This window comes from Streptomyces sp. NPDC048291, assembly GCF_043201715.1.
Lineage (GTDB): Bacteria > Actinomycetota > Actinomycetes > Streptomycetales > Streptomycetaceae > Streptomyces.
Map to the genome: position 1 here is coordinate 443075 of NZ_JBICZC010000001.1, position 19607 is coordinate 462681.

Consider the following 19607-nt stretch of genomic DNA (forward strand, 5'->3'; position numbering starts at 1 on the left):
AACCCGTCCCCACCTGGGTGTTCGGTGCCTTCGCGGACTGTCTCGTTGTCAGTGCCGGCCGGTACACTGGACGCAGTGTTCGAGAGGGGCGCCGAGAGGTCCGGAGGCGCTCCGACCGCGACAGGAGGATGCCTGTGCCCGCTGCCGCACTGAAGCCGAAGCCGAAGTCCCCGCCGACCCAGTCCACCGCGAAGCGTGCGGTGCTGCTCGACTCGCCGTACGCGCCGGCGGAGAAGCGTCCGCTGCCGGCCGGGCGGCCACGCGAGTGGTACGTCTCCCACAACCGCCGCCTGAAGGCCATGCGCCTCGCCATCGCCCTGCTCGACTCCGGCGTCTACCTGCCCAACCAGGCACGCAACGAGACGATACGGAGCACGGCGGAGAGCGTCGGGATCCACCCGCCGTCGGACACGACGTGCCACATGGTGCGGGCCCTGATGCGATATTCGCGGTGATCCGGTGGCGCCGGGTGCCGTCCGTCTGCGACGGCGCCCGGCGCTGGGGTGCCCTTGTGGCCCGGCTGCGGGCCGGTGGGGGTTGCTCGCGCAGTTCCCCGCGCCCCTTGCGGGGCTCCTCAGCCGCGGGCAGGCGTGCCGCTGGGGCGGCACGGGTGGGCGCGGCGGCACCCGGCAAGCGCCGGTGAGCGTCCCCACCCCCCGGCCTCCCCCCCCGCGTCACCCACCCAGCTCCCGCTCCACCGGCGTCCGGAACCGCGGAGTCACCCTCGCGCTTCCCACCCACCCCCGCAGCCGCTCCGCCTCCGCCGCGACCGCCTGCTCGGCCTCCTTCCGGACGCCCGGATCGGGGATCCGCCAGACGACCTCGCCGTCCCGGCGCTGCGCCCAGCCGCCCACCACCACCCCGTTCCACCACACCGTCGGCCCCACGTTGCCACTTCGGTCGAAGAGCAGCGGTCGCAGCTCGGGCGGCAGATACCAGTCCCGTCGCTGCCATGCCATGGCCGTCGGGTCGAGGGCGGGAAGCAGGGCCGCCCAGGGGCCGGACGGGCCGGTGACGGCAGGCAGATCGCCTGCGGTCACGTATCCGGTGTCACCCTCGTCCAGGGTCACCGGCTCCGCCCCGATCGCGGTCAGCGCCCGGCGGACCTCGGTCACCCGCCACCCCGTCCACCACTTGAGGTCCGCCTCCGTGGCCGGGCCGCACGCGTGCAGCCAGCGGTCGAGCAGGACCGACTGGGCCTCGGCCGGGTCCAGCTCCGGATGGTCCGGTGCCTGAGCCCAGCGGAACTGGCTCGACGTCCAGGAGCCCAGCGGGCGGCCCCGCACCACCTTGCCCTCCACGCCCAGCACCCTCAGCAGGCGCGTCGAGACGGTGTGGACGCCCTCGTAGCTCTTGCCGGCGGCGTACGGGAACTGCTCGCGCAGGCGTGGTTCGGCGGCCGCCAGCTCCGTCGCCGTCGCCTGGCCGAGCCGGGCCAGCTCGGCCAGCGTCGAGGACTCGACCTCCGCCAGCCAGGCCGCGTCCGGAGCGCCGGCCCGTGCCATGTCCTTCACCAGCGCGGCGCGTTCGCGGGCGGCCACCGTCAGGCCCGTCGAGGCGTGGACGACCGCCGTGAGATCCGCGGGGAAGACGAACACCGTGTGCCGCATGCCGTGCATCCGCACCAGGGTGCGGTCCCCGTACAGCGCCCGCTCCGTCTCCGGCACCGTCTTCGCCGGCTCGGCCAGCCGCGCCCCCACCGCCAGGTACACCGTCGCCGGGTCCGAGCCGTGCAGCGCCACCAGTGCGTCGGCGACCTCCTCCGGCGCCGTCGCCCGTGCCGGGCCCGCCAGCCGGTGGCGCACCGCCAGCCGGGCCCGCCGCTCCGCCACCCCGATGTGCCGCCGCCCGCCGCTCATGCCGACCTCCCCGTGGACTCCTGACCGCATCCTGCCCGACGCCACTGACAATCACCTGTTCGCCGGACTCGGCATGCGGGCGCCCCCGCTCCTCCCTTTCACTGAACAGCAGGTCAAGGAGGGAGCAGTCGACCGAGGGGAGCGCCGTATGACCACACCCGCCGAACGTGCCGACCGCGGCAAGGCCGCCCGCAAGCGGGCTCCCCGCTCGGCCCACGGCCGCTGGCTGCCCTCCGTCGACCGCCCCGACCCCGTCGCCGTCCTGGAGCGGCAGGGCCGCGACCGGCTGCCCGAGCTGCTGCCGATCAGGTACGGGCGGATGGCCGCCTCGCCCTCCGCCTTCCTGCGCGGCGCGGCCGCCGTGATGGCCGCCGACCTCGCCGCCCGGCCGCACACCGGGCTCACCGTGCAGCTCTGCGGCGACGCGCACCTGCTGAACTTCGGGCTGTACGCCTCCCCCGAGCGGTCCCTGCTCTTCGACCTGAACGACTTCGACGAGACGTTCCCCGGGCCCTTCGAGTGGGACGTCAAACGGCTCGCCGCCTCCGTCGCCGTCGCCGCCCGCGAGAACGGGCACAGCGACCCGGAGGCCCGCGGCTCCGCCCGGGCCGCCGTGGCCGCGTACCGGACCGCCATGCGGCGGCTGGCCGGGCTCGGCGAACTCGCCGTCTGGTACGAGCGGGTCGACACCGACAACCTGACGGCCCTGGTCCGCTCCGCGCGCCGCCGGCGCCGGATCGAGGACACCCTCACCCGGGCCCGGCGCCGCACCAGCCTGCACGCGCTCGGCCGGCTCACCGAGACGGCCGGCGGACAGCGCCGCATCATCAAGGACCCGCCGCTCCTCGAACCGGCCGGCGCCTCCGACATGGCCTCCCTGCGCAAGATCTTCAGCGACTACCGTTCCACCCTCGCCGGGGAGCGCAGGCTCCTCCTCGACCGCTACCGCTTCGTCGACGCGGCCCGCAAGGTCGTCGGCGTCGGCAGCGTCGGCACCCGCTGCTTCCTCGTGCTGCTGGCCGGCCGCGACGCCGACGACCCGCTGTTCCTCCAGATCAAGGAGGCCCGGACGTCCGTACTGGAGCAGCACCTGCCGAGCGGCCCGTACGCCCATCACGGCCACCGGGTGGTCGCCGGGCAGCGGCTGCTCCAGGCCGCGGGGGACATCTTCCTGGGGTGGCTGACCGGGCCCCAGGGGCGGGCCTTCTACTGGCGGCAGCTGCGCGACACGAAGGGCTCCGCCGAGGTCGCCGCCATGGACCCGAAGGGCCTGCGCGGTTACGCCACCCTGTGCGGTACGGCCCTGGCCCGCGCCCACGCCCGTTCCGGTGACCGCATCGCCATCGCTGCCTACCTGGGCGGCACCGACACCTTCGACCACGCGGTCACCGACTTCGCCCTCGCCTACGCCGACCAGACCGCCACCGACCACGCCGCCCTCGGCGCGGCCGTCACCGCGGGCGTCCTGACGGCGGCGCCGGGGGTCTGAACCGGCCGTTCCGGGTCAGCCGTGCTCAGCTGTGTGCCGCGCCAGCAGCAGTGTGACGAACTCCCGCCAGTCGTCCGGGTGGTCGCGGAACCACAGGCCCAGCCGGTGCTGTGCGTCCGGGAGGTCGAAGCGGGTGTACCGGGACCGGCTGCGCAGGGCGTCCTGGACGGCCTCCGTCACCTGCGGGGGGATCACCGCGTCCGTGCCCGGCACCGCCAGCACCGAACGGCCGGTATAGGAGCGCAGCGCCTCCAGGGCGGGTGCGGCGCGCCAGGAGTCCGGGGTGCGGATGAGTTCGGTGAAGCGGCGGGTGCCGTCGCCGAAGGGAACGTCCCAGGACTCCCGGGTGTAGACCGCGGGGGAGCAGAGGCCGATCGCCGAGGCCCGGTCGCCGTAGTGCCGTACGAGATCCGCGACCGTCTGGCCGCTCATGCTGAACCCCACCAGGATCAACGGGCGTTCCGGCTCCACCTGGGCGTCGATCACCGCCGTCGCCTGCCGGAAACGGCGGCGCAGGCTCAACTCCGCGAGCACGCCGGTGCTTTCTCCGTGGCCGGAGAAGTCGAAGGCCAGGGCGGGGCAGCCGTGGGCGGTGAACTCCGCGAGCAGGGGGCGCAGTCGCCGTTCGTTGCCGGTTCCCGCGCCGTGCAGCAGGACGGCGGCCGGTCCGTCCGTGCCGTGCGTGCGGTCCGTGCCGTGCGCGGCCTGGGTACGGACCCCGCTGAGGCGTTCGCCGTCGTACTCGTGGGTGAAGCCGGTGAGTTGGTCCATGCCGCACATTCACCCACGGCCGCCCCACAGGTGCACGCACGAAAACGGGATGCACGCCGAGTGACCGGGTCCCTACGCTGGAGAGGCGTTGCGGAGTGGTCGACCACCGCTTTCCGAAGGGCAGGCCGCGCCCCGGGAGTCGGGACTACACTGCCGCGCACCGACGGACGGCCGCCCGTCCCCCGCGCGCCGTCGGACCCGTCGACCGCTCACACACCCACGCCACGGAGGCCCGTCATGGGCACCATCGTCCTATCCGGAACCGTCGTCCTGGTGATCCTCGGATTCGGCAACCACAACTGGTGGCTCGCCGCCGTCGCCCTGCTCTTCCTGTACGTGCAGTACGGGCGGGGCTCGTCGTCGGCCCCCTCGTCGGGCGGTTCCTCGTCCGGCGGGGGAGGGGGCACGGCCGGCGACTACAAGACGTACCGCGACCGCCGTGACCAGCAGGCCAAGTGGGAGCGCCGGTACCGCCGCGAGCGTCCTCTGGAGTCCAGGCGCCAGCAGAACGAGAAGGGCAAGTGACCCACCGGTGCCTCCGGCCGGTCAGAGGCCGGGGGCACCCCAGACCGGGAACCAGCGGCTGAGGTCCTGCTCGATCCGCAGGTCGGCCGCGAGTGCCGCCTTCACCTGCAACTCCAGCGCGCTGTCCCGTCGCTGACCGGAACCGGGCAGCGGCGCGAAGGGGTAGAACGTGCCCCGCTTGTAGAGATAGACGAGCGCGAGCCTGCGCCCGCGCTCGTCCTCGAAGGCGGCCAGGGAACAGAGCAGCTGCGGGCCGAAGCCGTTGACCTCCATCGAGCTGTTCACCGCGTGCAGGTCGTTGACCAGCTGCGGAAGCTGGTCGGGGGAGCGCTGCGAGATGAGCCAGGAGTACCCGTAGTCGTCCTGGTGCAGCTCCACCGGAACCCCGCCGCGGTCCGAGTCCGCGTCGAGGAGGGCCTGGACCTCCCGGTGGGTCTGCTCGAAGGCCGCGCCCTCCACGGTGGCGAAGCACACCGCGCCCCCGCCGGTGGGCCTGAACCCGGCCGCCGCCTCCAGCGTCAACGCCGCCGAAGGCAGCGCGAACAACTGGTCGAGATCGGGCGCGACCGGCTTCGTACGGCCCAGCAGGATGTCCAGGAACCCCATGCTCACCCGGCCTTTCCGGGCGTCGCCGCCTCACCCAGCTCCGCCGAGATCCGCCCCAGCTGCTCGAGCCGCTGCTCCAGGGGCGGGTGGGTGGAGAAGAAGCGCTCGATGCCGGGCTCCTTGCCGGTCGCCGGGGTGAAGTAGAACGCGTTGAAGGCCTGGGCCGTGCGCAGGTCCTTGGTCGGGATCCGGGCGATGTCACCGGAGACCTTGGTGAGCGCCGACGCCAGCGCGGAGGGCCTGCCGGTGAGCTGGGCGGCGGCCCGGTCGGCGGCCAGCTCCCGGTACCGGGACAGGGCCCTGATCAGCAGGAAGCTGATCGCGTACACGGCCGCGGAGACCCCGATGATCGCGGCGAACACGGCGGCGGTGTTCTGGTCCCGCCGGCCGCCCCCGAAGAGCTGCGAATAGAACGCGAACCGCACGATCAGCCCGGCGATGACCCCCAGGAACGACGCGACCGTGATCACGGCGACGTCCTTGTGCGCCACGTGCGACAGCTCGTGCGCGAGCACGCCCTCCAGCTCGGCGGGCTCCAGCCGCCGCAGCAGCCCGGTGGTCACGCAGACCACCGCATGATCCGGATTCCGCCCGGTCGCGAAGGCATTCGGCATGTCCATATCGGACACGGCGACGACCGGCTTCGGCATGTCCGCGATAGCGCACAGCCGGTCCACCACGGCGTGCAGCTCCGGATACTCCTCCCGCTCCACGACCCGCCCGCGCATGGCGAACATCGCGATCCGGTCGGAGAACCAGAACTGCGCCACGAACATCGCGCCCACCAGCACGACGACCAGCAGCCACGACTTCAGCAACACGATCAACGCGGCAACGAAGCCGACGTACAACAACCCGAGCAGGAACAGCGTGACCGTCATCCGCACGGTCAGTCGGCGGTCGCTCCGGAAGCGGCTCTGCATCTTGCCTCACCCCGCAGTCAGGCACTCGTCCCGCTGTCCAGTGTGCACCTTCGGGGACCCATGGAGAGGTTCCGAACGTCCCTAGTAGCGGCAAAAGGTCGCTGTGGAGGGTGCGGCGCCGTCGTGGTCGCTCGCGCAGTTCCCCGCGCCCCTTACGGGGCGCCGGACCGCGTCTGTATGTACCCCAGCAGCACGATCACCGCTGCCACGCATCCCAGTACCACCGCCGTCGACACCCACGACGATCGCCGCGGTGTCACGGGCCCCGGGTCCGCCCGGAACGGCGCCGGGTCCGGGGGATTCTCCTTCCACCGGGCGGCCAGCATCCGCGCCCGTGCGGACGGCTCCTTGTGTTCCGCCTCGGCGGCCCACCTGTGGTCGAACTCCCGTTCCTCGTCGTCCTGTTGGGACACGCCGATTCTCCCCCCGTATCGAACATGCGTACCGACGCACGATACGACGGCGCCCCCGTCCTGAGAAACAGGATCGGGGGCGCCGAATGGCCGGAGCCGCGTCTGTCACACGTCGAAGTACAGCTCGAACTCGTGCGGGTGCGGGCGCAGCTGCAGCGGGGCGATCTCGTTGGTGCGCTTGAAGTCGATCCACGTCTCGATCAGGTCGGGCGTGAAGACGTCACCGGCGAGCAGGAACTCGTGGTCGCGCTCCAGGCGGTCCAGGACGGCCGGGAGGGAGGTCGGGACCTGGGCGACGTTCGCGTGCTCCTCGGGAGCCAGCTCGTAGAGGTCCTTGTCGATCGGCTCGGCCGGCTCGATCTTGTTCTTGATGCCGTCCAGGCCCGCGAGCAGCAGGGCCGAGAAGGCCAGGTACGGGTTGCCGGAGGAGTCGGGCGCGCGGAACTCGACACGCTTGGCCTTCGGGTTCGAACCCGTGATCGGGATACGCATCGCGGCCGAGCGGTTGCGCTGCGAGTACACCAGGTTGATCGGGGCCTCGAAGCCCGGGACCAGGCGGTGGTACGAGTTCACCGTCGGGTTGGTGAAGGCGAGCAGCGACGGGGCGTGCTTGAGGATGCCGCCGATGTAGTAGCGGGCGGTGTCCGACAGGCCCGCGTAGCCGGCCTCGTCGTAGAAGAGGGGGGAGCCGCCGGCCCACAGGGACTGGTGGACGTGCATGCCCGAGCCGTTGTCACCGAAGATCGGCTTCGGCATGAAGGTCGCGGTCTTGCCGTTGCGCCAGGCCACGTTCTTCACGATGTACTTGAAGAGCTGGAGGTCGTCGGCGGCGGCGAGCAGCGTGTTGAACTTGTAGTTGATCTCCGCCTGGCCCGCGGTGCCCACCTCGTGGTGCTGGCGCTCGACCTGGAGGCCGGACTTGGCCAGCTCCAGGGAGATCTCGGCACGCAGGTCGGCGAAGTGGTCGACCGGCGGGACCGGGAAGTAGCCGCCCTTGTAGCGGACCTTGTAACCGCGGTTGTCCTCCAGCGCGCCCGTGTTCCAGGCACCCGCCTCGGAGTCGATGTGGTAGAAGCTCTCGTTCGCCGAGGTGGCGAAGCGGACGCTGTCGAAGACGTAGAACTCGGCCTCGGGGCCGAAGTACGCGGTGTCGGCGATACCGGTCGACGCGAGGTAGGCCTCGGCCTTCTTCGCCACGTTGCGCGGGTCACGGGAGTACTGCTCGCCCGTGATCGGGTCGTGGATGAAGAAGTTGATGTTGAGCGTCTTGTCCCGGCGGAACGAGTCCACCCGGGCGGTCGACAGGTCCGCGCGCAGCGCCATGTCGGACTCGTGGATCGCCTGGAAACCGCGGATCGACGAACCGTCGAACGCGAGCTCCTCGTCCGGGTCGAACGCCTCGACGGGCAGCGTGAAGTGCTGCATGACGCCCGGCAGGTCGCAGAAACGGACGTCGATGAACTTGACGTCCTCGTCCGCGATGAACTTCTTGGCCTCGTCGGCGTTCTGGAACATCCAGCTCCTCCTACTCCCGGCCGTTCCCGTGCCGGGGTGGTAGTTCGTTCGTGCGGCCAGTGCGGTGGCACACGTTGTCGTCGACCCTAGGGACGGGTGATTTCTCGGGCGTGACCCATTTGTTTCGCTGAAGTTAACCGAGCGCGGTTCCACCGTAGCCCGTGGCACCCCGCCGACCCAGGGTCCCGGCCGGGCCCAGTACCGTGGACGGGTGGACAACAGGCAAGCAATCGGATCGTGGCTCTCCGGACCCCGCGCGGCCATGGAGGACGCGGGTGCCGAGTTCGGGTACCGGGGCGAGCAGCTGGGCCTGCCCGAGGAGGGGCCGGGCTCCATCGCCCGCCCCGGGCGGCGGCTCGGCGCGCTGGTCGTGGACTGGGCGCTGTGCGAGTTGATCGCATACGGCCTGATCACCAAGGGCTACAACCCGGCGACGACCGGCAACTGGGCTCTGCTCGTCTTCTTCGCCCTGGGCGTCCTCACGGTGGGCACGATCGGCTTCACGCCGGGCAAGCGGCTGTTCCGGCTGCGGGTGGTCGGCGTCGGGACGGGCCGCGTGCAGCCGCTGCGCGCGCTGGCCCGCACGGTGCTCCTGTGCCTCGCGATCCCGGCGCTGATCTGGGACCGGGACGGCAGGGGGCTGCACGACCGGCTGGCGAGGACGGTAGAGGTCCGTATGTAGGTGCGGGCCGGTGGGGGCTGATCGCGCAGTTCCCCGCGCCCCCAAAAAACATAGCCGCGGGCAGGCGTGCCGCAGGGCGGCACGGGTGGGCGCTGGGGGTCCCCCCGGCCGAAGGCTGGGGGAGGCACCCTGCAAGCGCCGGTGAGCGTCCCCACCCCCGGCCCGCCCCACCCCGCTCACCTCCTGCGCAGTACCCGCGCCAGTACGTCCCGCAGCTCTCCCTCCGGGTCGGGCACGGCCCCTTCCGAGCGCCACGCCACGTACCCGTCCGGCCGCACCAGCACCGCGCCCTCCGCCGTCGTACCGTGCGCCGCGGCCCAGTCGCCGTCCTCCGCGTCGTACACAAGATCGCCCGCCGCGCCGATGCGGTACGTGTCCAGCCGCAGCCGCTCCGTGTCCGCGATCCGCCGGGCGGCGGCGTGCCAGGCCGCGCCGCCCGCCGACTCCGCGTCGCTCAGCAGCACCAGTGAGCGTTCGTAGAGGTCGAGCGTGGACACCCGCTCCCCCTCCCGGCGCAGCCACAGGTGCGGGGCCCGGCTGCCCGGCTGGCCGGTGAGGTTCATCCCGTTGGGTACGAGCGGCTGGTCCGGGTCGGTGCCGAGGACCGCGCCCTTGGGGTAGCGGTAGCCGAGCACGATGTTGAGGATGCCGCCGCGCCGGTCGGCGCCGACGCCGGGGGCCGGCGCGAAGCCCGGGTGGCTGTGCTCCACGGAGCGGGCGGAGGCGCGGGCGCTGGTGGCGATGGCGACCGGGCGGCGCTCGGCGTCGTACGACTCCAGCAGGCCCGGGCCGGCCCAGCCGTCCAGGACCGCCGCCAGCTTCCAGGCGAGGTTGTGGGCGTCCTGGATGCCGGTGTTGGAGCCGAAGGCGCCGGTCGGGGACATCTCGTGCGCGGAGTCGCCGGCCAGGAAGACCCGCCGGTCGGCGTAGCGTTCCGCGACCCGTTCGGCGGCCCGCCAGGACGCGCGGCCGGTGATCTCGACGTCGAGGTCGGGGACGCCGACGGACCGGCGGATGTGCCGGGTGAGCCGTTCCTCCGTGAACTCGTCGAGGGTTTCGCCCCGTTCGGGGTGCCAGGGGGCGTGGAAGACCCAGCGCTCCTTGTTGTCGACGGGCAGGAGCGCGCCGTCGGCCTCCGGGTCGGTGAGGTAGCAGCAGATGAACCGGCGGTCCCCGACCGTGTTCTGGAGCAGCTTGGAGCGGAAGGTGATGCTGACGTTCGCGAACAGGTCGCCGGGGCCCGTCTGGCCGATGCCGAGCCGGCCGCGGACCGGGGAGCGCGGGCCGTCGGCCGCGACCAGGTAGTCCGCGCGGACGGTGTACATCCGGTCGGAGTCACGGTCGCGGACGTACGCCGTCACTCCTTCGGGGTCCTGTTCGAAGGACTCCAGCTCGTGGAAGTAGCGCAGGTCGCCGGTGAGCGACTCGGCCGCCCGGCGGAGCACCGGTTCGAGGTCGTTCTGGCTGCACAGGCACCAGCCCGTGGGGCTGAACCTCGCGAGCCCGCCGCCCGGGTCGATCTCCTTGAACAGCCAGTCGCCGGCGTCGCCGACCAGCGTCGGGGTCTGCAGGATGCCGTGGTTGTCGGCGAGGAGGGAGGCCGCGGCCTTGATGTCCGGCTCGATGCCCGCTCTCCGGAACAGTTCCATCGTCCGCACGTTGTTGCCCCGGCCGCGTGGGTGGATCGAGGTCCCGGAGTGTCTCTCGACGAGCATGTGGCGTACGCCCAGTCGGCCCAGGAAGAGGGACATGGACAGGCCCACGAGCGAGCCGCCCACCACGAGGACGGGGACCTGGTGATCGGTTTTCTGGTGCATCGGGCACTCCAGAGGCGGGTGTTGGTGCGTCAGGTGCGTTGCAACGTCCATGCCCGTCCGGGCCCCCTCGGGAGGGGTTCCGCGGGCTCAATCACCCACCTGGTTCACGCGAGTCGCGCGCTTCGGAGGACCGGCACAGGATCAAGAAGCGCTGACGCCGCGTCATCGGCGAAGGCGCAGGCCGCTGCCCAGCGAAGGAGATGTGCGAAGCATGACGACGATCTCGGAAAAGGTTTCGGCAAAGCCGACCCGAACGACCCGCCCGGTCTCGACACGGGTCTCCCAGTCCGTCTTCGACGGTTCCCGGCTCCGGGTCGTCCTGCTGGTGGACGTCTACGACGGCGCGCAGCAGCAGTTCCTGGAGGCCTACGAGCAGCTGTGCAACCAGGTCGCCCAGGTGCCCGGCCACGTCAGCGACCAGCTCTGCCAGTCGATCGAGAACCCCTCCCAGTGGCTGATCACCAGCGAGTGGGAGAGCGCCCCGCCGTTCCTCGCCTGGGTGAACAGCGAGGAGCACGTGGAGATGGTGAAGCCGCTGCACAACTGCGTCCGCGACACCCGCTCGCTCCGCTTCCACGTGGTGCGGGAGACCGGCGGCCCGTCGGCGGACGCCGTACGCGTCCTGCAGGCCCAGCCGCGGATGGGCGACGGCGTGATCCGCCACGCGCTCACCTTCACGGTCACGCCGGGCAGTGAGGCCAAGGTCGCGAAGATCCTCGCGGACTACGCCTCGCCCGAGGCGAAGGTCGACGACTCCACCCGGCTCTGCCGGACCTCCCTGTTCATGCACGGCAACCGGGTCGTGCGGGCCATCGAGGTGCGCGGCGACCTGATGGCCGCCCTGCGCCACGTCGCCCGGCAGCCCGAGGTGCGGGCCGTCGAGGAGGCCATCAACCCCTACCTGGAGCAGGAGCGCGACCTCGACGACCAGGAGTCCGCACGGGTGTTCTTCACCCGGGCGGCGCTGCCGGCCGTCCACCACGTCAGCGCCGAGGAGCTGGCCGAGGGCGAGCGGCACGCGCTGTACTACCCGGCCCGTCCCGGCTGCGGGATGCGGCTGGCCGAGCTGCTCGCGCAGCAGGACGAGGCCGCGGCCGAGGACCCGGCGAGCCCGGTGCTGCGCAGCACGGTCTTCCAGCGTGACGACGTCGTCGTCCGCCTGGTCGAGCAGCGGCCCGGCACGCCCGCGGACGTCACCCCGGCCCACGCGCTGACCGCCCTGCTGGACGGCGACGCGGTGCGGATGCAGCTGATCACCGACCGCCGCTCACCGGACGCCTGACGCCCGACGCCCGACCCTTCAACATCGCATCACCCCCACGGAGGAACGCAGACATGCAGCCCATTCCGAAGATCGTGGACCTCAGCGAGGTCGAGCCCAACACCCGGCGCGGCGGCGATCTGCGCGCCATGCTCACCCCGGCCACGGTGGGTTCCACCAGCGGTTTCATGGGTGTGGCCATCGTGCAGCCGGGCGACCGCATCGCCGAGCACTACCACCCGTACTCCGAGGAGTTCGTGTACGTCGTCTGCGGCGAGATGGAGGTCGACCTGGACGGCGAACCGCACCCGCTGCGGCCCGAGCAGGGGCTGATGATCCCCATCAACATGAAGCACCGCTTCCGCAACGTCGGCAGCGCCGAGGCCCGGATCGTCTTCCACCTCGGCCCGCTGGCCCCGCGCCCGGCGCTCGGCCACGTCGACACCGAGGAGACGGAAGCCGTCGCCGTGGGGCAGGTCCGGTCGTGACCCGGCGCGTGGCGGTTACGGGCATAGGCATCGTCGCTCCGGGGGGTGTGGGCGTACCGGCGTTCTGGGATCTGCTCGCCTCGGGCCGGACCGCGACGCGCGGCATCACCTTCTTCGACCCCTCGGGCCTCAGGTCGCGGATCGCCGCCGAGTGCGACTTCGACCCGGCGGCACACGGCCTGGACGCCGAGGAGATCGAGCGGGCGGACCGGTACATACAGTTCGCCCTGGTCGCCGGCGACGAGGCGGTCCGGGACTCCGGTCTCGACCTCGGCCGGGAGGACCCCTGGCGGATCGGGGTCTCCCTGGGAACGGCCGTGGGTGGCACCACCCGCCTCGAGCACGACTACGTCCTGGTGAGCGGCGCGGGCCAGCGGTGGGACGTGGACCACCGGCAGGCGCAGCCGCAGCTGCACCGGGCGTTCTCCCCGAGCACCCTCGCCTCGGCGGTGGCGGAACGTTTCGGCGCGCAGGGTCCGGTCCAGACCGTGTCCACCGGCTGCACCTCGGGCCTGGACGCCGTCGGCTACGCCTTCCACACCGTCCAGGAGGGTCGCGCCGACGTCTGCATCGCCGGTGCCTCGGACTCCCCGATCTCACCCATCACCATGGCCTGCTTCGACGCGATCAAGGCCACCTCCCCGAACAACGACGACCCCGAGCACGCCTCCCGCCCGTTCGACAACCGCCGTGACGGGTTCGTCATGGGCGAGGGCGGCGCGGTGCTCGTCCTGGAGGAGGAGGAGCACGCCAAGGCCCGCGGCGCGCACATCTACTGCCTCCTCGACGGCTACGCCACCTTCGGCAACGCCTACCACATGACCGGTCTCACCAGCGAGGGCCTGGAGATGGCCCGCGCCATCGAGACCGCCCTGGACCACGCCCGCCTCGACCCCACCGCCATCGACTACGTCAACGCGCACGGCTCCGGCACCCGGCAGAACGACCGCCACGAGACCGCCGCCGTGAAGAAGGCGCTCGGACAGCACGCGTACAGCACGCCCATGAGCTCCATCAAGTCCATGGTGGGCCACTCGCTCGGCGCGATCGGCGCCATCGAGGTCGTCGCCTGCGTGCTCGCCCTGGCCCACCAGGTCGTCCCGCCCACCGCGAACTACGAGACCCCCGACCCCGAGTGCGACCTCGACTACGTGCCGCGGGTCGCCCGCGAACGGAAGCTCGGCGGCGTCCTGTCCGTGGGCAGCGGGTTCGGCGGCTTCCAGTCCGCGGTGATCCTGACCCGGCAGAGAGGACGGACACGATGAGCGAACCGCCTGCCCGACGGGCGGCCGTCACCGGCATCGGTGTCGTCGCGCCCAACGGAACCAGCACCGAGACCTTCTGGAAGTCCGTCCAGGAGGGACGCATCGTCCTCGACAAGGTGACCCGCGACGGCTGCGAGCACCTGCCCATGAAGGTGGCCGGCGAAGTCCGCGACTTCGACCCCGCGGCCGCCGTCGAGGAACGCCTCATCGTCCAGACCGACCGCTTCACGCACTTCGCGATGGCCGCGGCCGACCTGGCACTCGAAGACGCCCGGCTCGGCCGCGCCGACACCGACGGCTCGCCGTTCGACATCGGCGTGGTCACCGCGGCCGGCTCCGGCGGCGGCGAGTTCGGCCAGCGCGAGCTCCAGCAACTCTGGGGCAAGGGCAGCCGGTTCGTCGGCCCCTACCAGTCCATCGCCTGGTTCTACGCGGCCAGCACCGGCCAGATCTCCATCCGGCGCGGCTTCAAGGGACCCTGCTCGGTGGTGGCCGCCGACGAGGCCGGCGGCCTGGACGCCCTCGCCCACGCCGCCCGGGCGGTCCGCCGCGGCACGGACGTCATCGTGGCCGGCTCCACCGAGGCGCCCATAGCTCCGTACTCGGTGGTCTGCCAGCTCGGCTACGAGGAGCTCAGCCGGGAGACCGACCCGGCCCGCGCCTACCGCCCGTTCACCGAGCAGGCCTGCGGGTTCGTGCCGGCCGAGGGCGGCGCCATGCTCGTCGTGGAGGACACCGGCTCGGCCCGCCGACGCGGACTGCCGGTCCGGGCCACCCTCGACGGGCACGCGTCGACCTTCACCGGCGCCTCCCGCTGGGCCGAGTCCCGGGCCGGGCTCGCCCAGGCGATCCGCGGGGCACTGGCCGAGGCCGGCTGCGCCCCCGAGGAGGTCGACGTGGTCTTCGCCGACGCCCTCGGCGTCCCCGAGGCCGACCGGGCGGAGGCGCTGGCCATCACCGACGTCCTCGGCGCGCACGGCAGGCGGGTGCCGGTCACCGCGCCCAAGACCGGGATCGGCCGCGGCTACTGCGCGGCCCCCGTCCTGGACACCGCCGCCGCGGTGCTGGCGATGGAACACGGGCTGATCCCGCCGACCCCGGGTGTCCACGACATCTGCCACGACCTCGACCTCGTGACCGGCAGCGCCCGCGCGGCGCGGCCACGCACGGCACTGGTGCTCAGCCGGGGCCTCATGGGGTCGAACTCGGCGCTCGTGCTGCGCCACGGCGCGGCCGAGTGAGTCGAACACACCAGCTGCCCAGCAGCGAAGCAGAAGGAGTTGCTATGAGCATCACCGTGGACGAACTGTCCGAACTCATGAAGAAGGCCGCCGGCGTCACCGTCTCCCCGGCCGACCTCCAGGACCGGGCCGACAGCGGCTTCGACGTCCTCGGCGTCGACTCGCTCGGCCTGCTCGGCATCGTCGGCGAGCTGGAGAACCGGCACGGCGTGCCCATGCCGGTGGACGCCGAGCGGTGCAAGACGCCCCGCCAGTTCCTCGACCTCGTCAACAGCGCCATGCCCGCGGGAGCCTGACATGACCGGACACACCCAGAACGAGATCACCATCGCCGCCCCCGTCGACCTGGTCTGGGACATGACCAACGACGTGGCCAACTGGCCGCAGCTGTTCAGCGAGTACGCCAGCGCCGAGATCCTCGAGGAGGACGGGAAGAAGGTCACCTTCCGGCTGACCATGCACCCCGACGACAACGGCAAGGTGTGGAGCTGGGTCTCCGAGCGCGAGGCGGACCGCCGCAACCTGCGCGTCAAGGCCCGCCGGGTCGAGACCGGCCCGTTCGCGCACATGGACATCCTCTGGCAGTACGAGGAGGTCCCCGCCGGCACCCGGATGGTCTGGACCCAGGACTTCGCGATGAAGCCGGAGGCCCCGGTCGACGACGACTGGATGACCGACAACATCAACAAGAACTCCAAGATCCAGATGGCCCTGATCCGGGACAGGATCGAGAAGGCGGCCACCGGCCGGCGTCCCGACCCGGCCCTCGCCGACTGAGACCGCACGAGCCGTACGACAGGAGAGACACCGTGCACCAGGCCCTGATCGTCGCCCGTATGGCACCGGGCTCCGCCCCCGACATCGCGAAGGTGTTCGCGGACTCCGACCGGGGAGAACTGCCGCACCTCGTCGGGGTCACCCGGCGCAGCCTCTTCCAGTTCGGTGATGTGTACATGCACCTCATCGAGTCCGAGCGCGAGCCGGGACCGGCCATCGCCAAGGTCACCTCGCACCCCCAGTTCAGGGACGTCAGCGACCGTCTCACGGCGTACGTCAGCGCGTACGACCCGGAGACCTGGCGCTCCCCGAAGGACGCGATGGCCCAGCGCTTCTACCTCTGGGAGCGCGACGGCGGCGCGTGATCCCGCGTACCGCCGTACGCCAACGGTGCCGGACCCGCGCACGACGCGGGCCCGGCACCGGCGCGTGCCGGGGTGTCCGTCAGGCGGGCACCGTGCAGTCGAAGGCGTGCAGGTACGGGTTGACCGGCCGGATGTCGTTGACGTTCAGGCCCGCCTCCGTCAGCCGGCGCACCATGCTGTCGGTGGTGTGCTTGGCCCCGCCGACGTTCAGCAGGAGCAGCAGGTCCATCGCGGTGCTGAACCGCATCGACGGGGTGTCGTCGACCAGGTTCTCGATGATCACCACCCGGACCCCGGGCCCGCCCGCCGCGATCACGTTGGCGAGCAGCCGCGCGGTGGAGTCGTCGTCCCACTCCAGGATGTTCTTGATGATGTAGACGTCCGAGTCGACCGGTACGGCCTCCCGGATGTCGCCGGGCACGATCCGCGCCCGGTCCGCGAGGTCGCCGCCCTCGCGCAGCCGGGGCAGGGCCTTCTCCACCACCTTGGGCAGATCCAGCAGGTAGCCCTTCATCGCCGGGTACTTGTCCAGCAGGCTGGCCACCACGTGCCCCTGCCCGCCGCCGAGGTCCGCGACCGAGCGGCTGCCGGACAGGTCGAGCAGGGCGGCGACCTCCCGGGCAGACTGCTCGCTGGAGGTGGTCATCGCCCGGTTGAAGACGTCCGCGGATTCCGGCGCGTCCTCGTTCAGGTAGGCGAAGAACTCCTTGCCGTAGAGGTCCTCGACGACGTTGCGGCCGGTGCGCACGGCCTCGTCGAGCATCGGCCAGGCGTCCCAGGTCCACGGCTCGGTGCACCACATGGCGATGTAGCGCAGGCTGTGCGGGTCGTCCTCGCGCAGCAGCCGGGAGGTCTCGGTGTGGGCGAACGTCCCGTCCGGCCGCTCGGCGAAGACGCCGTAGCAGGACAGGGCGCGCAGCAGTCGGCGCAGCGGCTTCGGGTCCGTCTTCACCGCCGACGCCAGGGACTCCACCGTCATGGGGGCGTCCCCGAGCGCGTCGGCGACGCGCAGCCGGGCGGCCGCGCGGACGGCGGCGGCGCAGGCCGCCCCGAACACGAGCTCGCGCAGCCGCATCGACGGCGGCGGAGCGTCCTCCTCCAGCCCCTTGGCCGGCGTCGTGAGGTCGCGTGCTGGTGCGGTCATGTGCCGCCTTCCTTCCGTGTGGGGTGTCGTACGGCCGTCAGGTCAGCACAGACCCGAGGGCTTGGACTTCTTGCAGGTGTTGTCCTTGAAGGCGTTGTTGTGCTTGACGGCCTCCTGGTTGACCAGGTCGGCGGGGGCGTTGCCGGACAGCTTGTTGCGGGTGATCTGGTTCTTGTCGCTGGTGACACCCACGAAGCTCTTGAAGACCACGACACCGCCCGACAGCGGCGACTTGCCGGAGTTGCCGGTGACGGTGTTCCCGGTCACCAGGGTGTCCTCGGCGCCGGTCAGCACGATGCCGGAGCCCTGCAGGAAGGCCAGCCGGGCGGTCTTCTTGCAGTACTTGTTGTTCTTCACGACCTGGTTGTCGGCGACCGTCAGGTGACCGGCCTTCGGCTTGTTCTCGTCGCCGACGACGAAGACGCCCGCGCAGTTCCCGGTGACCGAGTTGTCCGAGACCGTGAGGTTGCGCAGCCGGCGGACGGTGACGCCGATCCGGTTGTTCTCCAGCAGGTTGTGCTCGACGACCGTGCCGAACGTGTCGACGGCGCCCTTCTCCGCGGTCACGGAGTTGGCGAGGAAGATGCCCGCGTCGCCGTTGTTCCGGGCGACGTTGTTCTGGTACATGCTGTGGACCGAGCGCTCCTCGGCGAGGCCCCACTGCCCGTTCTTCACGGCGGCCACGCCGTGCACGTGCAGGTTGGCCGTGCCCACGGCCATGACGCCGGTCCGGGAGAACCCGGTCACGGTCAGGTGGGCGACGGTCACGTCCTCGACGGGCTGGTTCTTGGCGCCGACCACGCAGATGCCGTTGCCCATCTCGGCGCAGGACTTCACGGCGGTCTTCTTCGTGCCGCTCATGGCCTTCGTGGCCTTCATGGCCTTCTTGGACTTCTTGACCGGCTCGAGCACGGTGTCCGGACCCATGCCCCGCAGGGTGAGGCCGGGCGTGGTCACCTTGACGCTCTCGTGGTAGGTGCCGGCCAGCACCAGGACCGTGTCACCGGGCTCGGCGGCGTCGACCGCCTTCTGGATGGACTCACCCGGGTGCACGGTCAGAACGCCGTGCGAGGAGGTCGCCGGAGCGGCACCGAGGAGGGAGCCGCACAGGGCGGCGCTGCACGCGAGGTATGTGATATGGCGTTTTGTCACATCCGGCAGATTAGGAGCAGATGACCCGATAAGCGGCAGGATGCTCCGTTCGGCGGCGTGTCACGAGCGCCCCGCAGGGGCGCGGGGAACTGCGCGGGAAACCACGAAGGCGCGGCGGTCGCCAACGCAACCACCGCGCCCGAGCCCGTAGGCGTGCCTACCGGCGGCTACCGCCCCCGAGGCCCGCCCTTCGGCATCCGCATCCCCTTGGGCATCGGCCCCTTCGGCAACGGCATGTTGGACATCAGGTCCCCCATCGCCCGCAGCCGGTCGTTGGTGGTCGTCACCTGGGGCCCCGTCAGCACGCGAGGGAACTTCAGCATGGTGGTCCGCAGCTTCTTCAGCTCGACCTGGCCGTCACCCGTGCCCACCATCACGTCGTGCACCGGCACGTCCGCCACGATCCGGGCCATCTTCTTCTTCTCGGCGGCCAGCAGGGTCTTCACCCGGTTCGGGTTGCCCTCGGCGACCAGGACGATGCCGGCCTTGCCGACCGCCCGGTGCACCACGTCCTGGCTGCGGTTCATCGCCACCGCCGGCGTCGTCGTCCAGCCCCGCCCGATGTTGTCCAGCACGGCGGCCGCGGCGCCCGGCTGGCCCTCCATCTGTCCGAAGGCCGCCCGCTCGGCCCGCCGGCCGAAGACGATCGCCGTCGCGAGGAACGCGAGCAGCAGGCCCAGGATGCCCAGATAGACCGGGTGGCCGATCAAGAAGCCGATCACGAGGAAGACGGCAAGGGTGCCGAGACCGACACCGGCAAGCACCAGGCCGATCACCTTGTCGGCCTTGCGCGTCATCTTGTACGTCAGGACGATCTGCTTCAGTCGTCCCGCATTCGCAGCGTCCGCTGCGGGTTCCTTCCTCGCCATGCCCCGAAGTCTACGTGGCCCCGGGAGTGCCGACGACGGCAGTGCCCGGGAAGGGCCGCGGAGGGGCGTCAGGAGCGGCCGGCGGCCTGCTCGAGGAAGCGCTGGGCCTCGACCCGGTCCTTGGCGCGACGGCGGTCCTCCAGCACGGAGGTCCAGGCGTTCTGGCGGGCGGTGCGCTGACCGCCGCTCATGAGGATCGACTCGACGGCGCGCAGCGCGTCGGTGAAGGACGGGATCGCGGTGGCGCGAACGGGCGCGGCCTGCATGGTGGAGGTCCCCCCTCGAGGTGGGTGTACATGCTGTGATACCAGGGTCACTGTTCGGTGTTACCAGGGCGTGACCGACCGGTCAAACGCCAATGAAACCTTGATACGCGGGCCCGGAACGCTGACGCGGCCCTGACGACGTCCTCATCAGCGAGGACGGTCAGGACCGCGTCCATTCG

General features: G+C 71.5%; 22 protein-coding genes. 11 read left to right on the forward strand and 11 right to left on the reverse strand.

The features are described from left to right. Positions 1 to 134 precede the first annotated feature (134 nt). Positions 135 to 455 carry a hypothetical protein gene (locus ACGF5O_RS01875; RefSeq protein ID WP_393807963.1) on the forward strand — a complete coding sequence of 107 codons (321 nt, stop codon included), beginning with the start codon at positions 135 to 137 and terminating at the stop codon, positions 453 to 455. A gap of 219 nt (positions 456 to 674) precedes the next feature. Here ACGF5O_RS01875 and ACGF5O_RS01880 read toward each other — a convergent pair whose 3' ends face one another. Then, positions 675 to 1859, reverse strand: a complete 1185-nt coding sequence (locus tag ACGF5O_RS01880) for a winged helix DNA-binding domain-containing protein (protein WP_393807964.1) — start codon at positions 1857 to 1859, stop codon at positions 675 to 677. A gap of 148 nt (positions 1860 to 2007) precedes the next feature. Here ACGF5O_RS01880 and ACGF5O_RS01885 point away from each other — a divergent pair, with 148 nt between their 5' ends. After that, complete coding sequence (locus tag ACGF5O_RS01885; RefSeq protein WP_393807965.1) at positions 2008 to 3348, forward strand: DUF2252 domain-containing protein; 1341 nt, start codon at positions 2008 to 2010, stop codon at positions 3346 to 3348. Positions 3349 to 3363: 15 nt separating this feature from the next. Here ACGF5O_RS01885 and ACGF5O_RS01890 read toward each other — a convergent pair whose 3' ends face one another. Continuing rightward, positions 3364 to 4119, reverse strand: coding sequence for an alpha/beta hydrolase (locus ACGF5O_RS01890; protein ID WP_393807966.1), 756 nt, complete (start codon positions 4117 to 4119; stop codon positions 3364 to 3366). 237 nt (positions 4120 to 4356) lie between these two features. Here ACGF5O_RS01890 and ACGF5O_RS01895 point away from each other — a divergent pair, with 237 nt between their 5' ends. Continuing rightward, positions 4357 to 4644, forward strand: a complete 288-nt coding sequence (locus ACGF5O_RS01895; RefSeq protein ID WP_393807967.1) for a hypothetical protein — start codon at positions 4357 to 4359, stop codon at positions 4642 to 4644. A 21-nt stretch (positions 4645 to 4665) separates the two neighbouring features. Here the strand turns inward: ACGF5O_RS01895 and ACGF5O_RS01900 are convergent, their stop codons facing one another. From ACGF5O_RS01900 to glnA, 4 genes are all read right to left on the reverse strand, one after another. Further along, positions 4666 to 5250, reverse strand: coding sequence for a hypothetical protein (locus tag ACGF5O_RS01900; protein WP_393808397.1), 585 nt, complete (start codon positions 5248 to 5250; stop codon positions 4666 to 4668). Positions 5251 to 5252: 2 nt separating this feature from the next. Further along, positions 5253 to 6173 (reverse strand): zinc metalloprotease HtpX, encoded by a 921-nt coding sequence (htpX, locus tag ACGF5O_RS01905; RefSeq protein WP_393807968.1) that lies wholly within the window; start codon positions 6171 to 6173, stop codon positions 5253 to 5255. Between the two features lie 152 nt (positions 6174 to 6325). Next, on the reverse strand, positions 6326 to 6586 hold the full coding sequence (locus ACGF5O_RS01910) for a hypothetical protein (RefSeq protein WP_393807969.1): 261 nt from the start codon (positions 6584 to 6586) through the stop codon (positions 6326 to 6328). Positions 6587 to 6691: 105 nt separating this feature from the next. Beyond that, entirely contained in the window at positions 6692 to 8101 is a 1410-nt protein-coding gene (glnA, locus tag ACGF5O_RS01915; RefSeq protein ID WP_355726002.1) for a type I glutamate--ammonia ligase, read from the reverse strand. 211 nt (positions 8102 to 8312) lie between these two features. On the opposite strand from glnA, the gene ACGF5O_RS01920 reads away from it, so the two are divergent. Continuing rightward, positions 8313 to 8783: an RDD family protein gene (locus ACGF5O_RS01920; protein ID WP_393807970.1), complete on the forward strand. Its 471-nt coding sequence runs from the start codon at positions 8313 to 8315 to the stop codon at positions 8781 to 8783. 176 nt (positions 8784 to 8959) lie between these two features. On the opposite strand, the gene ACGF5O_RS01925 is transcribed toward ACGF5O_RS01920, so the two are convergent. Further along, positions 8960 to 10600, reverse strand: coding sequence for an FAD-dependent oxidoreductase (locus tag ACGF5O_RS01925; RefSeq protein ID WP_393807971.1), 1641 nt, complete (start codon positions 10598 to 10600; stop codon positions 8960 to 8962). 211 nt (positions 10601 to 10811) lie between these two features. Here ACGF5O_RS01925 and ACGF5O_RS01930 point away from each other — a divergent pair, with 211 nt between their 5' ends. From ACGF5O_RS01930 to ACGF5O_RS01960, 7 genes are read left to right on the forward strand one after another with little or no spacing between them, the layout of a single operon-like run. After that, entirely contained in the window at positions 10812 to 11882 is a 1071-nt protein-coding gene (locus ACGF5O_RS01930) for a SchA/CurD-like domain-containing protein (RefSeq protein ID WP_393807972.1), read from the forward strand. A gap of 53 nt (positions 11883 to 11935) precedes the next feature. Then, on the forward strand, positions 11936 to 12349 hold the full coding sequence (locus tag ACGF5O_RS01935) for a cupin domain-containing protein (protein ID WP_393807973.1): 414 nt from the start codon (positions 11936 to 11938) through the stop codon (positions 12347 to 12349). After that, complete coding sequence (locus tag ACGF5O_RS01940) at positions 12346 to 13614, forward strand: beta-ketoacyl-[acyl-carrier-protein] synthase family protein (protein WP_393807974.1); 1269 nt, start codon at positions 12346 to 12348, stop codon at positions 13612 to 13614. Before ACGF5O_RS01935 ends, ACGF5O_RS01940 begins: the two co-directional genes overlap by 4 nt. Further along, entirely contained in the window at positions 13611 to 14855 is a 1245-nt protein-coding gene (locus ACGF5O_RS01945; protein ID WP_393807975.1) for a ketosynthase chain-length factor, read from the forward strand. The genes ACGF5O_RS01940 and ACGF5O_RS01945 overlap by 4 nt, the downstream gene beginning before the upstream one ends. 44 nt (positions 14856 to 14899) lie before the next feature. Continuing rightward, entirely contained in the window at positions 14900 to 15151 is a 252-nt protein-coding gene (locus tag ACGF5O_RS01950; RefSeq protein WP_089101200.1) for an acyl carrier protein, read from the forward strand. Position 15152: 1 nt separating this feature from the next. Continuing rightward, positions 15153 to 15632 (forward strand): SRPBCC family protein, encoded by a 480-nt coding sequence (locus ACGF5O_RS01955; protein ID WP_393807976.1) that lies wholly within the window; start codon positions 15153 to 15155, stop codon positions 15630 to 15632. Between the two features lie 32 nt (positions 15633 to 15664). Continuing rightward, entirely contained in the window at positions 15665 to 15997 is a 333-nt protein-coding gene (locus ACGF5O_RS01960; RefSeq protein WP_393807977.1) for a TcmI family type II polyketide cyclase, read from the forward strand. A gap of 79 nt (positions 15998 to 16076) precedes the next feature. On the opposite strand, the gene ACGF5O_RS01965 is transcribed toward ACGF5O_RS01960, so the two are convergent. The 4 genes from ACGF5O_RS01965 to ACGF5O_RS01980 form a co-directional block, all read right to left on the reverse strand. Then, positions 16077 to 17141, reverse strand: coding sequence for a methyltransferase (locus tag ACGF5O_RS01965; protein WP_393807978.1), 1065 nt, complete (start codon positions 17139 to 17141; stop codon positions 16077 to 16079). Positions 17142 to 17183: 42 nt separating this feature from the next. Then, positions 17184 to 18293, reverse strand: a complete 1110-nt coding sequence (locus tag ACGF5O_RS01970) for a nitrous oxide reductase family maturation protein NosD (protein WP_393807979.1) — start codon at positions 18291 to 18293, stop codon at positions 17184 to 17186. A gap of 167 nt (positions 18294 to 18460) precedes the next feature. After that, positions 18461 to 19162, reverse strand: a complete 702-nt coding sequence (locus ACGF5O_RS01975) for a DUF4191 domain-containing protein (RefSeq protein ID WP_393807980.1) — start codon at positions 19160 to 19162, stop codon at positions 18461 to 18463. 68 nt (positions 19163 to 19230) lie between these two features. Next, positions 19231 to 19428 (reverse strand): hypothetical protein, encoded by a 198-nt coding sequence (locus tag ACGF5O_RS01980; RefSeq protein WP_123977777.1) that lies wholly within the window; start codon positions 19426 to 19428, stop codon positions 19231 to 19233. Positions 19429 to 19607: the final 179 nt, after the last annotated feature.

Bases quoted from the DNA above. Each gene is read 5' to 3' on its own strand.
- ACGF5O_RS01980 (WP_123977777.1), bottom strand. From the start codon at position 19,428: ATGCAGGCCGCGCCCGTTCGCGCCACCGCGATCCCGTCCTTCACCGAC.
- ACGF5O_RS01890 (WP_393807966.1), bottom strand. From the start codon at position 4,119: ATGGACCAACTCACCGGCTTCACCCACGAGTACGACGGCGAACGCCTC.
- ACGF5O_RS01880 (WP_393807964.1), bottom strand. From the start codon at position 1,859: ATGAGCGGCGGGCGGCGGCACATCGGGGTGGCGGAGCGGCGGGCCCGG.
- htpX (WP_393807968.1), bottom strand. From the start codon at position 6,173: ATGCAGAGCCGCTTCCGGAGCGACCGCCGACTGACCGTGCGGATGACG.
- ACGF5O_RS01895 (WP_393807967.1), top strand. From the start codon at position 4,357: ATGGGCACCATCGTCCTATCCGGAACCGTCGTCCTGGTGATCCTCGGA.
- ACGF5O_RS01925 (WP_393807971.1), bottom strand. From the start codon at position 10,600: ATGCACCAGAAAACCGATCACCAGGTCCCCGTCCTCGTGGTGGGCGGC.
- ACGF5O_RS01975 (WP_393807980.1), bottom strand. From the start codon at position 19,162: ATGGCGAGGAAGGAACCCGCAGCGGACGCTGCGAATGCGGGACGACTG.
- glnA (WP_355726002.1), bottom strand. From the start codon at position 8,101: ATGTTCCAGAACGCCGACGAGGCCAAGAAGTTCATCGCGGACGAGGAC.
- ACGF5O_RS01935 (WP_393807973.1), top strand. From the start codon at position 11,936: ATGCAGCCCATTCCGAAGATCGTGGACCTCAGCGAGGTCGAGCCCAAC.
- ACGF5O_RS01885 (WP_393807965.1), top strand. From the start codon at position 2,008: ATGACCACACCCGCCGAACGTGCCGACCGCGGCAAGGCCGCCCGCAAG.
- ACGF5O_RS01955 (WP_393807976.1), top strand. From the start codon at position 15,153: ATGACCGGACACACCCAGAACGAGATCACCATCGCCGCCCCCGTCGAC.
- ACGF5O_RS01950 (WP_089101200.1), top strand. From the start codon at position 14,900: ATGAGCATCACCGTGGACGAACTGTCCGAACTCATGAAGAAGGCCGCC.
- ACGF5O_RS01900 (WP_393808397.1), bottom strand. From the start codon at position 5,250: ATGGGGTTCCTGGACATCCTGCTGGGCCGTACGAAGCCGGTCGCGCCC.
- ACGF5O_RS01945 (WP_393807975.1), top strand. From the start codon at position 13,611: ATGAGCGAACCGCCTGCCCGACGGGCGGCCGTCACCGGCATCGGTGTC.
- ACGF5O_RS01930 (WP_393807972.1), top strand. From the start codon at position 10,812: ATGACGACGATCTCGGAAAAGGTTTCGGCAAAGCCGACCCGAACGACC.
- ACGF5O_RS01965 (WP_393807978.1), bottom strand. From the start codon at position 17,141: ATGACCGCACCAGCACGCGACCTCACGACGCCGGCCAAGGGGCTGGAG.